This window comes from Stenotrophomonas sp. 22LJNL06-5-1, from assembly GCF_056861455.1.
This window is the reverse complement of the sequence record NZ_JBSPUE010000005.1, coordinates 328,793-341,487: the sequence shown is the minus strand read 5'-3', so window position 1 is coordinate 341,487 and position 12,695 is coordinate 328,793. Positions and strand designations below refer to the sequence as shown.

At 66.1% G+C, this 12,695-nt stretch carries 8 protein-coding genes and 1 riboswitch; of the genes, 2 read left to right on the top strand and 6 right to left on the bottom strand.

Annotated elements, in window-relative coordinates:
- The 5 genes from AC13GF_RS13390 to ilvC all read right to left on the bottom strand — a co-directional run bounded on the left by AC13GF_RS13390 (nt 1) and on the right by ilvC (nt 5,756).
- The gene (locus AC13GF_RS13390; protein ID WP_076739198.1) at nt 1–1,587 is read right to left on the bottom strand and encodes a 2-isopropylmalate synthase; all 1,587 of its coding nucleotides are present in this window, start codon (nt 1,585–1,587) and stop codon (nt 1–3) included.
- A complete protein-coding gene (locus tag AC13GF_RS13385) occupies nt 1,584–2,675 on the bottom strand; it encodes a threonine dehydratase (RefSeq protein ID WP_483004920.1) in 1,092 nt (363 codons plus the stop codon). Before AC13GF_RS13385 ends, AC13GF_RS13390 begins: the two co-directional genes overlap by 4 nt.
- A 96-nt stretch (nt 2,676–2,771) precedes the next feature.
- Nucleotides 2,772–3,023 (bottom strand): ACT domain-containing protein, encoded by a 252-nt coding sequence (locus tag AC13GF_RS13380; RefSeq protein ID WP_014038403.1) that lies wholly within the window; start codon nt 3,021–3,023, stop codon nt 2,772–2,774.
- Nucleotides 3,007–4,743 (bottom strand): acetolactate synthase 2 catalytic subunit, encoded by a 1,737-nt coding sequence (ilvG, locus tag AC13GF_RS13375; protein ID WP_483004919.1) that lies wholly within the window; start codon nt 4,741–4,743, stop codon nt 3,007–3,009. The genes AC13GF_RS13380 and ilvG overlap by 17 nt, the downstream gene beginning before the upstream one ends.
- A 38-nt stretch (nt 4,744–4,781) precedes the next feature.
- Nucleotides 4,782–5,756, bottom strand: coding sequence for a ketol-acid reductoisomerase (gene ilvC / locus AC13GF_RS13370; RefSeq protein WP_483004918.1), 975 nt, complete (start codon nt 5,754–5,756; stop codon nt 4,782–4,784).
- Between the two features lie 609 nt (nt 5,757–6,365).
- Between ilvC and ggt the strand changes: the two genes are divergently transcribed.
- Nucleotides 6,366–8,159, top strand: coding sequence for a gamma-glutamyltransferase (gene ggt, locus AC13GF_RS13365; protein WP_483004917.1), 1,794 nt, complete (start codon nt 6,366–6,368; stop codon nt 8,157–8,159).
- 644 nt (nt 8,160–8,803) lie between these two features.
- On the opposite strand, the gene AC13GF_RS13360 is transcribed toward ggt, so the two are convergent.
- Nucleotides 8,804–10,381, bottom strand: a complete 1,578-nt coding sequence (locus tag AC13GF_RS13360) for a BCCT family transporter (RefSeq protein ID WP_126929168.1) — start codon at nt 10,379–10,381, stop codon at nt 8,804–8,806.
- Nucleotides 10,382–10,627: 246 nt separating this feature from the next.
- Nucleotides 10,628–10,729: riboswitch (TPP riboswitch) on the top strand.
- An 82-nt stretch (nt 10,730–10,811) separates the two neighbouring features.
- On the opposite strand from AC13GF_RS13360, the gene thiC reads away from it, so the two are divergent.
- Nucleotides 10,812–12,656: a phosphomethylpyrimidine synthase ThiC gene (gene thiC, locus AC13GF_RS13355; RefSeq protein ID WP_483004916.1), complete on the top strand. Its 1,845-nt coding sequence runs from the start codon at nt 10,812–10,814 to the stop codon at nt 12,654–12,656.
- Nucleotides 12,657–12,695: the final 39 nt, after the last annotated feature.

The window sequence follows — 12,695 nt, the reverse complement described above, 5'->3', positions numbered from 1 at the left end:
TCAGGCGGTGGCGGGGGTGGGAACGTCGGTGCTGCTGTGGGCGGCGGCCTGGCGCTGGCGCAGCAGGCGGTTGGCCACATCCAGCCAGGCCAGCGCGGAGGCCTCGATGATGTCCTTGCTGGTGCCGGTGCCGTCGTACTCCACGCCCTCGTGGCGCACGCTCAGGTTGGCTTCACCGCGCGCATCGGCGCCGATGCCGACGCTGTGCACGTGATAGCTGTCCAGCATCAGCTGTACGCCGGTGGCGGCCGACAACGCGCCGAACAGCGCATCGACCGGGCCGTCGCCCTGTGCGGTCTCGGCCACGCGGTTGCCATCCGGATCGGACAGTTCGACCAGTGCGTTGGCGCGGCTGCCGACATCGCTGATGGTCATCGAGGCCAGGCGATAGCCCTGTGCATTGGAACCGCCCTGCATCAGTGTCTGCAGGTCGGCATCGGTGACCACGCGCTGCTGTTCGCACAGGCCCTTGAACTGCTCGAACACCAGCTTCAGTTCGTCTTCGTCCAGCCAGAAACCCAACGCACGCAGGCGTGCCTCGACGGCGGCGCGGCCACTGTGGCGGCCCAGCACCATCTGCGAGTCCTCCCAGCCCACGTCCTCCGGACGCATGATTTCGTAGGTCCCGCGGTGGCGCAGCATGCCGTGCTGGTGGATGCCCGATTCATGGGCGAACGCGTTGGCGCCGACGATGGCCTTGTTGCGCTGTACCGGCATGCCGACCAGGCGCTGCAGCAGCTGCGAGGTGCCGACGATGCGCGGGGTGTTGATCGAACTGTCCTGCTCGTAGAAGGCCTGGCGTACTTTCAGCACCATCGCGATTTCTTCCAGCGAGCAGTTGCCGGCGCGCTCGCCGATGCCGTTGACGGTGCACTCGACCTGGCGTGCACCACCTTCGATGGCGGCCAGCGAGTTGGCCACGGCCAGGCCCAGATCATTGTGGCAGTGCGCGCTGAAGATCACGTTGGCCGCGTTCGGTACATCGGCGACGCCGGCGATGACCTGCTGGAACATCGCGCGGATTTCTTCCGGCGTGGTGAAGCCGACGGTGTCGGGCAGGTTGATGGTGGTGGCACCGGCGGCAATGGCCACGCGCGCGACTTCGATCAGGTAGTCCAGTTCGGTGCGGGTTGCATCCTCGGCCGAGAACTCGACATCGTCGATGTACGAGCGTGCCAGCGATACATGCTTGCGTACCGACTCCAGCACCTGCTCGCGGGTCATCCGCAGCTTGTGCTCGCGGTGCAGCGGGCTGGTCGACAGGAACACGTGCAGGCGCGGGTTGGCCGCCGCTTCCAGAGCACGTGCCGAGGTTTCGATGTCCGCCTGCAGGCAGCGCGACAGCACCGCCAGGCTCAGGCTCGGACGGCGCAGTTCGCGGCCGATCAGCGCCATTGCTTCGCGGTCGGACTGCGAGCTGGCCGGGAAGCCGGTCTCGATGATGTCCACGCCCAGTTCGTCCAGCGCACGCGCCATCACCAGCTTCTGCGGCGGGCTCATGCTGCAGCCGGGGGACTGCTCGCCGTCACGCAGGGTGGTGTCGAAGATGCGGATGCGCGGGGTGGTAATTCGTTCGATGGTGGTCACAGGGAAATCTCCTCGACAGCGGGTGCGACGGCTTGCAGGGGGGAAGGGGAAGACGTGGGGGATGCGGGAGCGCTGGCCTTGCCGGGCGAGCGCGGTGTTTCGCTGCGCCGTCGCCGCGGTTTGCGTGGCGGGCGCGGACGGATGTCGGTGAGCAGGCCGGCCAGGACACCGGCATCGATGTTCCCGCCGGACACCACCGCGCACTTGCGGCGGCCGGCAACGCGGCGGCCGGCGGCCAGCGCCAGCGCACCGGCGCCCTCGGCGATGATGTGTTCTTCCAGTGCCAGCCGCACCAGGGTCTCGCGCAGTTCGGCCTCGCGCACGATCACCACGTCGTCCAGCAGCGAGGTGCACAGGCGGCGGGTCAGGAAGCCGGGAATCTTCACCCGCACACCGTCGGCCAGCGAGGCGACGGGAGCGATCTCGCGCACGTCACCGCGGATCGCACGTGCCATCGAATCGACACCTTCCACCTGCGCGCCGACCACACGCACGCCCTGTGATTTCAGTGCCAGTGCAACGCCGGAGGCCAGGCCACCGCCGCCGATCGGCACGATCACCACGTCCGGCGCGTGCGCGGCCAGCTCGATGCCGACCGTGCCCTGGCCGGCAATCACATCGGCATCGTCGAACGCGGACAGGAAGCGGTAGCCATGGCGCTGTGCCAGTTCGACCGCGAAGGCGTAGGCCTCGTCGTAACTGTTGCCATGCTGGCGCACGGTGGCGCCCCAGTGGGCAACACCGGCGATCTTGGTGGCCGGTGCGCCGTGCGGCATCACGGTGATGGCCGGCACATCCAGGCGATAGGCCGCCCACGCCACGCCCTGGGCATGGTTGCCGGCCGAGGCGCAGATCACTGGCCGGGTGTCACCGCGCTCGCGACCGGCCAGCAGCGCATTTAATGCGCCGCGTACCTTGTAGGAACCGGTGCGCTGCAGGTTCTCCAGCTTCAGCCAGGTACCGAAGCGTTCGGCATGGTGCAGTGGGGTGGGCGGCAGGAAGCGGCGCAGGCGGGCCTGCGCTGCCAGAACGTCGGCGACGCTTACGTCGCCGACATCGCTTTCCTGGCTGGTGTCAGCGGCCGGCATGGGCCACCAGCGGGGGGCAGGTGACCGCCGCATGCGGGCACGGGCGGCGAAGAAGACGCCTCCGTACCGGCACCGTGGTCACTACGGTACGGGTGTTCATACGGATGCTCCTTCCACGGCGGTGACCTGCACGGACACGCAGTCGTAGATCTTCTCGATCTGCCGGCACAGCGTTTCCGCCGGGCGCTGGCCATCCACCACCAGCTGCAGGTGCCAGCGGCCATCGTCGGCGGCCACCGGCGCGCCGCTGATCGCACGCGGCGCGAAGCCACGGCGTTCGGCCATGCCGATCACGCGCAGCAGCGCGCCTTCGGCCGGGTGCAGCACCAGGTCAAGCCGGTATTGCATTGGGGGTCTCCTGGCGGGCGTGGGCGGGGTTGCTTTCCAGCATCGTGCTGTTGGCGGTGTTCGGTGGCACCAGCGGCCACACGTTGGCGCGTGCATCGATGGCCACGTGCAGCAGCGCCGGGCCCGGTTCGGCCAGCAGCGCGGCCAGGCCGCCTTCCACGTCGTCGCGGTTGTCGATGCGGGTGGCGGCGATGCCGAACACCTGCGCCAGTGCCACGAAGTCCGGGTTGTCGGACAGGTCGATCTCGCTGTAACGCTCGGCGAAGAACAGCTCCTGCCATTGCCGCACCATGCCCAGCGAACTGTTGTCCAGCAGCACGATCTTCACCGGCAGGCGGCAGCGGGCGATGGTGGCCAGCTCCTGCACGTTCATCATGAAGCTGCCATCGCCGGACACCAGCACCACGGTGCGATCGGGGCAGGCGAACTGCGCACCCATCGCCGCAGGCAGGCCGAAGCCCATGGTGCCCAGCGCGCCACTGGTCAGATGATTGCGTGGGTGGTTGAAGCGGCAGTGCTGCGCCACCCACATCTGGTGCTGGCCGACATCGCAGGCGATCACCGCATCGGCCGGGGCCAGCTCGCTCAGGCGCTTCAGCAGCGCCGGGGCGTAGATGTGCTGGCCCGGGGCGTCGTAGCGGGCAGCGAAGCGGTCGCGGTGCTGCGCGCAACGCTTGCGCCATGCATCCTGGTGGGCCTTGGGGGAGGGGAAGGCCGCACGCAGGGCGCGGATGGCGTGACCGACATTGCCAGGCACGGCGACATCAGCACTGCGCAGCTTGGAGATCTCGTAGGCGTCCGCATCGATGTGGACGACGCGGGCGAATGGCGCGAACTCGGCCAGCTTGCCGGTGGCGCGGTCATCGAAACGCGCACCCAGCACCAGCAGCAGGTCGCTTTCCTGCACCGCCATGTTGGCCGCGCGGGTGCCGTGCATGCCCAGCATGCCCAGCGACTGCGGATGACTGGCCGGCAGTGCACCCAGGCCGCGCAGGGTCATCACGGTGGGGATGGCGCTGGCCTCGACGAAGTCGCGCAGATCCTGCACGGCATCGCCCAGCGCGATGCCCCCGCCGGCGTAGACCACCGGCTTCTCGGCCGCCGCCAGCGCGGCGATGGCTTCGGCAATCGCGGCCTCGGCCGCCGCCGGCGGCGGTTCGACGCTGCTGGGCACATGGGCCGGCAGATGGCTGGCATCGGCCAGTTGCACATCCTTGGGCAGGTCGATCAGCACCGGGCCGGGACGGCCCTCGCGGGCGATGCGGAACGCATCGGCCACCACGCGCGGCAGGTCATCGACGCTGCGCACCAGCCAGCTGTGCTTGACGATCGGCATCGTCAGGCCGAACACATCCAGTTCCTGGAAGGCGTCGGTGCCCAGCAGCGGCGTGCCGACCTGGCCGGTGATGCAGACCATCGGTACTGAATCCAGCATCGCATCGGCAATGCCGGTGACCAGGTTCGAGGCGCCCGGGCCGGAGGTGGCCACGCAGACGCCGACCTGGTTGCTGGCACGGGCGAAGCCGTTGGCGGCCAGCGCCGCGCCCTGCTCATGGCGTACCAGGATGTGCTTCAGCGACGAATCCACCAGCGCGTCGTAGAACGGCATGATGGTGCCACCGGGATAGCCGAACAGCGTGCGGACGCCTTCGGCCTCCAGCGCCTGGGTCAGCCAGCGCGCGCCGTTGGGCGGCGCGCTGCGATGTGTCGAAGAGTTCATGGGGGAACCTTGCAAAGCGGGTGGGGGAGGCCGCGTGGTTACGCGGCCTGTCCTTGCAACCAGACCATCTTGGCGCGCAGTTCCTTGCCCACCTTTTCGATCGGGTGCTCCAGGTCGGCCTGCTTGAACCTGTTGTAGTTCGGCAGGCCCGCTTCGTACTCGGCCACCCAGTTCTTGGTGAAGGTGCCGTCCTGGATGTCCTTCAGGACCTCCTTCATGCGTGCCTTGGTGCCGGCATCGATCACGCGCGGGCCGCTGACGTAGTCGCCGTACTGCGCGGTCTCGGAGATGAACTCCAACATGCGCGAGATGCCGCCTTCATAGAACAGGTCGACGATCAGCTTCAGCTCGTGCAGTACTTCGTAGTAGGCGATCTCCGGCTGGTAGCCTGCTTCGACCAGGGTCTCGAAACCGGCCTGCACCAGCGCCGAGGCACCGCCGCACAGCACCGCCTGCTCACCGAACAGATCGGTTTCGGTCTCTTCCTTGAACGTGGTCTGGATCAGGTTGGCGCGGGCGCCGCCGAGGCCGGCCGCATAGGCCTGCGCGTGCTGCGCGGCCTTGCCGCTGATGTCCTGGTAGACCGCCCATATGCACGGCACGCCACGGCCGATCTCGTACTCACGGCGCACCAGCGCGCCGGGGCCCTTCGGCGCGACCAGCACCACGTCCAGGTCGGCACGCGGCTCGATCATGCCGTAATGCACGTTCAGACCATGCGCGAACAGCAGGCATGCACCCTGTTTCATGTTCGGCGCCAGCACGTCGTTGTAGAGCTTCTTCTGCACCATGTCCGGGGTCAGCACGGCGACCAGGTCGGCGTCCTTCACCGCCTCGGCGGGCGCGATCACGGTGAAGCCATCGGCCTGCGCCTTGGCTTCGGTCGGGCCGCCCGGACGCAGGCCTACCACCACGTCGAAGCCGGATTCGCGCAGGTTCAGTGCGTGGGCGCGGCCCTGGCTGCCGTAGCCGATGACGGCGATCTTGGTCTGGGGCAGGTCGTTGGTGCTCATGGGGGAGGTTCCTTGCGGTGGGAAGAAAAAAGAACGGCCGGTCGTCGAGGTGACGTGCCGGCCGGTCAGGGGAAAGCGATGGAGGAGGCGCCGCGCATCGCACAGGCACAGCCACCACGAGGCGTGGTGGTGCAGGTCCAGGTTGTGCGATGAGCGTTGGTCATGGTGGTTGCGTCTGAAACCAGGTTCTGAAATGAAAAAACCCGCACCGGGGCGGGTGCGGGTTTTTGAAGAGTTCCGGTGTGTTTGTTGCTTACACGCTGGCTCGTCCCGCACCTGTTGGTTGGGTAATAAGTACGAGCACAAGAATCGAACGCAGCGAGGCGGCGCCGGTGTCGGCGGCTTCGATGTAGGTTCGCGGTGGCGTGTTGTGATGCAACATGTGATCGAGAGAAACACAGCCATTTCAGCGCTGTCAACCCTCACGGCGGATTTTCTATCGGTTTCCGGTGCATCCAGCGCAATCGCTTGCGGCACAAGGATGGTTGCCGCTGAAAGTGTTTCGGTGAACCCGAATTCACTCCTTTCAGGGCAGTTTTTGCGCGGAATCCGGCGGATATTCGCCTTGGTGGGTGCGGACCTTGGCCCGCCCCCCAAGGATCAACGTCCATGACCTCTGCCCGATACCGCGTGAAGGCCGCAGCGGCGAAGATCGGGGAACCACTCTTCCATCGGAACCCGACCGTGTCCCGACGCCTTGCCCATTCCCTGATCGCCGCCGCCGTACTGGCTGCCGTGCCCGCGTTGTCCCTTGCCGCCGACCGCATTACCGGGCACACCTTCGCCACCCGTTCGGAGGTGATCGCCCCGCATGCGATGGCCGCCACCTCGCAGCCACTGGCCACCCAGATCGCGCTGGACGTGATGAAGGGCGGTGGCTCGGCGGTGGATGCGGCGATTGCCGCCAATGCCGCGCTCGGACTGATGGAGCCGACCGGCAACGGCATCGGCGGCGACCTGTTCGCCATCGTCTGGGATCCGAAGACGCAGAAGCTCTACGGCTACAACGGCTCGGGCCGTTCGCCGAAGTCGCTCACCCTGGCCGAGTTCCAGCGCCGTGGCCTGAAGGACATCCCGGCCACCGGCCCGCTGCCGGTCTCCGTGCCTGGCGCGGTCGACGGCTGGTTCGCACTGCACGACCGCTTCGGCCGCAAGCCGATGGCCGACAACCTGGCGCCGGCCATCCGCTACGCCCGCGAGGGCCACCCGGTGGCCGAAGTGATCGCCTATTACTGGGACCGCTCGGTGCCCAAGCTGTCGCAGTACCCGGGCTTCAAGGAGCAGTTCACGATCAACGGCCACGCCCCGCGCAAGGGCGAGATGTGGAAGAACCCGAACCTGGCCAGCACGCTGCAGAAGATCGCCGACGGCGGGCGCGACGCCTTCTACAAGGGAGACATCGCCCGCACCATCGGCGACTACTTCAAGGCCAATGGTGGCTACCTGAGCTACCAGGACATGGCCGACCACCACGGTGAGTGGGTCGAACCGGTCAGCAGCAACTACCGTGGCTACGACGTGTGGGAACTGCCGCCGAACAGCCAGGGCATCGCCGCGCTGCAGATCCTCAACGTGCTGGAAGGCTACGACTTCTCGAAGATCCCGTTCGGATCACCGGAACACGTGCACCTGTTCGTTGAAGCGAAGAAGCTGGCCTTCGCCGACCGTGCGCGCTTCTATGCCGACATGGCGTTCCAACCGGCGCCGGTGCAGAAGCTGATCTCCAAGGAGTACGCCGCGCAGCGCCGCGCGCTGATCTCGATGGACAAGGCGTTGAAGGAAGTGCAGCCGGGCACGCCGAAGCAGCTGGAGGAGGGCGACACGATCTACATGACCGTGGCCGACGCCGACGGCATGATGGTGTCGCTGATCCAGTCCAACTACCGCGGCATGGGCAGCGGCATGGCGCCGCCGGGGCTGGGCTTCATCCTGCAGGACCGTGGCGAGATGTTCGTGCTGCAGAAGAACCATCCCAACGGCTACGCACCGGGCAAGCGCCCGTTCCAGACCATCATCCCGGCGTTCATCACCAAGGGCGGCAAGCCGTATGCCAGCTTCGGCGTGATGGGCGGCGCGATGCAGCCGCAGGGCCACGCACAGATCGTGATGAACCTGGTGGACTTCGGCATGAACCTGCAGGAAGCCGGTGATGCACCGCGCATCCAGCACGAAGGCTCGACCGAACCGACCGGGCAGGCCACGGCGATGACCGACGGCGGCGAAGTGAATCTGGAAACCGGCTTTCCGTATGAAACAGTGCGTGCGCTGATGCGCAAGGGGCATCGCATCGTGTTCGCCGACGGTCCGTATGGCGGGTACCAGGCGATCATGCGCGATCCCGAGACCGGGGTTTACTACGGTGCTTCGGAGAGCCGCAAGGACGGGCAGGCGGCGGGGTATTGAGGTTTCCCGGCCACCGGGCTGAGCCCCCTCTGCGGTGGGTTCAGAAGCGGAATAGCTTGTTGGGCCGGGTGGGTAGGCTGTTCGGGGGACGCCGCAAGTACGTCCTTGTAGGCTCGGTCGCCGCTTGCTCGTGTGCGCTGTCCTGCGCACACGGCAAGACCGGGGTTGGGCGTCCTGCCCAACCCGCCCGAGGCATGCCTCGGGCCCATGCGGCTCACGCCCCCAGCCAACCCACCCACCCGGCCTCTGACAGTTTTCTGCGGCCGCCACCGCAGGAAGAAAAAAGAAGATCAAAAGCAACAGCAACAGCAACAGCAACAGCCGCGTGCTGATGGTTGGGGTCGGATCCGTTTTCCGCAGGAAAACGGATCCGACCCCTTCTTGTTTTCCGATACACCTCATCCACGCATAGCGTGGAAAACCCACCGTCACACGGAAACTGTCGGGGGTGGGGCGGTGTGGGCTGGCAGGACCGTTGGCGCCATGGATGGCGCCATCGAGCCCCCAGGGATGGGTTTACGGCGTGTCCTGCCCACCCACACCGCCTCGCCCAGCCAGCAGTAACCCAGAGCCGCTTTGGCTTTTGAAGTTGCACTTGCCGTTGCTTAAAAAAAGCAGTGCAGCCGCAGGCTGCAAAACAACCCTCAATCCTGATCGTGCGCGCGTGCGGCCTCCGCCTGGGTCTCCTCCTGCGCGGCCATCTCGCGTGCGATCCAGGCATCGATCATGTGCCGCTGGCGCTGCGCCTGCCGCCGCTCGCGCGTGTACTCCTGGTCCAGTACCCGATACAGCGACACCATCACCAGCACCATCAGCAGCGCGAACGGCAACGCCGCAATCGTGATCATGCCCTGCAGCGCATCCAGGCCGCCGGCCAGCAGCAGTGCACCGGCAATCAGCGCCACGCCCACGCCCCAGGCCAGCTTGCGCTTGGGTGGCGGGTCGCCCGCTTCATCGGTGGACATGCTGGCCAGCACCAGCACCGCCGAGTCGGCCGAGGTCACGAAGAAGATCATCAGCAGCACCAGCGCGATGCACGACAGCAGCAACGGTAGCGGCATGCTGTCGAACATGGTGAACAGCACCGTCTCATAGCCATTGCCCAGCGCCTGCAGCAGGTCGGCCTGACCGAAGATCTGCATCCAGATCGCGGTGCCGCCGAATACCGAGAACCAGAAGAAGCCCAGCAGCGTCGGCGCCAACACCACGCCGATCACGAACTCGCGCACGCTGCGACCACGCGAGATGCGCGCGATGAACGAACCCACGAACGGTGCCCAGGAGATCCACCAGGCCCAGTAGAAGATCGTCCAGTCGGCCACCCAGGTGCTGGACGAGAACGGCGACATGCGCAGGCTCATCGTCACCAGCTGGTTGAGATAGGAGCCCAGCGTGGTGGTGAACGTGTTGAAGATCGCACCGGTCGGGCCGAGCACGAGGACCAGCAGCAACAGCACGGCGGCCAACGCCAGATTGAAATTGGACAGCCATTTGACGCCACGGTCGACGCCGCTGAGCGTGGAGGCCATGTACAGCACGAACGCCACCGCAATGATCACCAGCTGCAGCGGAGGGCCTGCGTGCAGGCCGAACACGCGCTCCATGCCAGCGGCAATCTGGATGGTGCCGAAGCCCAGCGTGGTGGCAACACCGATTGCCGTCGCAACGACTGCGGCAATATTGACCACGCGCCCGATCCAGCCACGATGGTGGCGGCCGATGATCGGCTGCAGCATGTCGCTGACCAGGCCACGGCCGTTGCGGTTGAACTGGAACCAGGCCATTGCCAGGCCGATCAGTGCATAGATGGCCCAGGGGTGCAGGCCCCAATGGAAGAACACGTAGCGCATGGCAGCACGCGCAGCGTCCATGCTTTCAGGTGCCAGCCCTTCCGGCGGCTTGCTGAAGTGCGAAATGGGCTCGGCAGCGCCCCAGAACACCAGGCCGATACCCATGCCGGCGGCGAACAGCATCGACATCCAGCTGGCCCGCGAGAACTCCGGTTCGGCGTCTTCGCCACCGATGCGCAGGTTGCCGAAGCGGCCAAAGGCCAGATACATCAGGAACACGAGCGCCAGGAACACGACCAGCAGGTACAGCCAGCCGATGCCGCGGATGAGTTCGCCGAGGATACTCTGCACCACGGTATTGAAGGGGCCAGGTGCAACACCGGCGAGCAGCACCAGCAGCAGAACCAGTGCGATGGAAACGCGAAACACCATGAAGGGGCTTCTCCGATCAAGGGATTGAGGGGAGCGAGCAGAGCTTGCTGCGAGGGGCCGGCGACATGCAGCACAGACCGGGCAGGGGCCGCGAAGGCGGCGAGGAAAACATCGGCCGCAGCGGCACGATGCGCGTGCACGTTACTGAATGCGATGTCACGGTTCTGTTAATACAGAAACAGTGGATCCACGCCGTGCGTGGCTGGAACAGCCGGGAGCTCCAGTGCGTTCTATGCTCTAATGCACACCAAGAAGCGGGGGTACCGCGGCCATGTGGCCACGGTTGAGACAGTCCCTTGGAACCTGATCCGGCTCATACCGGCGTAGGGAAGCTTTGCAGTGCAGCCATGCCCGGACTCCGCCCAAGGACCGTCCGGGCGCGGCAGCAGTGCGCCGCCGCTTCGTCCCTGACCTTCCTGGACGATGCCCGATGAACGCACAGCTCTCCGCCCTGCAGCAACAGGCCCAGCAACTCTCCGAATCCGTGACCCGGCCCATTCCCGGCTCGCGCAAGATCCACGTGCCCGGTTCACGCCCGGATCTGCAGGTGCCGATGCGCGAGATCGCGCTGACCCGCACGCCAACCTTGTTCGGTGGTGAGGAGAATGCGCCGGTGACCGTTTACGACACGTCGGGCCCGTACACCGACCCGGAGGTGCGCATCGATCTGTCCGCCGGTTTGCCGGAACTGCGTCGCGGCTGGGTGGAAGAGCGCGGTGATACCGAGCAGCTCGAAGGACTGAGTTCTTCGTTCGGCCGTGATCGCGAGCATGACCCGAAGCTCGATGCGGTGCGCTTCCCCGCGCGCAGCCTGCCACGCCGTGCGCGTGCAGGTGCCAACGTCACCCAGATGCATTACGCGCGCCGTGGCATCATCACGCCGGAGATGGAGTTCGTCGCCATCCGCGAAAACCAGCGGCTGGACGCGATCCGCGATGCTGGCCTGCTGCAGCAGCACCCGGGCGAAGCGTTTGGTGCCTCGATCCAGAAGATCATCACCCCGGAGTTCGTGCGCGATGAGATCGCACGCGGCCGCGCGGTGCTGCCCAACAACATCAACCACCCGGAAAGCGAGCCGATGATCATCGGCCGCAATTTCCTGACCAAGATCAACGCCAACATCGGCAACAGCGCCGTTTCCTCGGGCATTGCCGAGGAAGTGGAGAAGCTGGTGTGGGCGATCCGCTGGGGCGGTGACACGGTGATGGACCTGTCCACCGGCAAGCACATCCACGAAACCCGCGAGTGGATCATCCGCAACTCGCCGGTGGCGATCGGTACCGTGCCGATCTACCAGGCGCTGGAAAAGGTCGACGGCCGTGCCGAGGCGCTCACCTGGGAGATCTTCCGCGACACGCTGATCGAGCAGGCCGAGCAGGGCGTGGACTACTTCACCATCCACGCCGGGGTGCTGCTGCGCTATGTGCCGCTCACTGCCAAGCGTGTTACCGGCATCGTCAGCCGTGGTGGCTCGATCATGGCCAAGTGGTGCCTGGCGCACCACAAGGAGAATTTCCTCTACACGCATTTCGAAGACATCTGCGAGATCATGAAGGCCTACGACGTGACCTTCTCGCTGGGTGACGGCCTGCGCCCGGGCTGCATCGCCGATGCCAACGATGCTGCGCAGTTCGGTGAGCTGGAGACGCTGGGCGAACTGACGAAGATCGCCTGGAAGCACGATGTGCAGACCATGATCGAAGGCCCCGGCCATGTGCCGATGCAGCTGATCAAGGAGAACATGGACAAGCAGCTGCGTGAGTGTGGCGAAGCGCCGTTCTACACGCTGGGGCCGCTGACGACCGATATCGCACCCGGCTACGACCACATCACCAGTGCGATCGGCGCGGCAATGATCGGCTGGTTCGGTACGGCCATGCTCTGCTACGTGACGCCGAAGGAGCACCTCGGCCTGCCCAACCGCCAGGACGTGCGCGACGGCATCATGGCCTATCGCATCGCCGCGCATGCAGCCGACCTGGCCAAGGGCCATCCGGGCGCGCAGGTGCGTGACAACGCGCTGAGCAAGGCGCGCTTCGAGTTCCGCTGGGAAGACCAGTTCCACCTCGGCCTGGATCCGGAGAAGGCCAAGGAATTCCATGACGAGACGCTGCCGAAGGATGCGCACAAGCTGGCACACTTCTGCTCGATGTGCGGCCCGCACTTCTGTTCGATGAAGATCACCCAGGACGTGCGCGACTACGCCGAGGCCGGCATGAAGGAGAAGTCGGAAGAGTTCCGCGCGGCCGGTGCCGAGGTCTATCACCAGGGGTGATGCATAACGGGTAGTGCCGGCCGCTGGCCGGCATTCCGT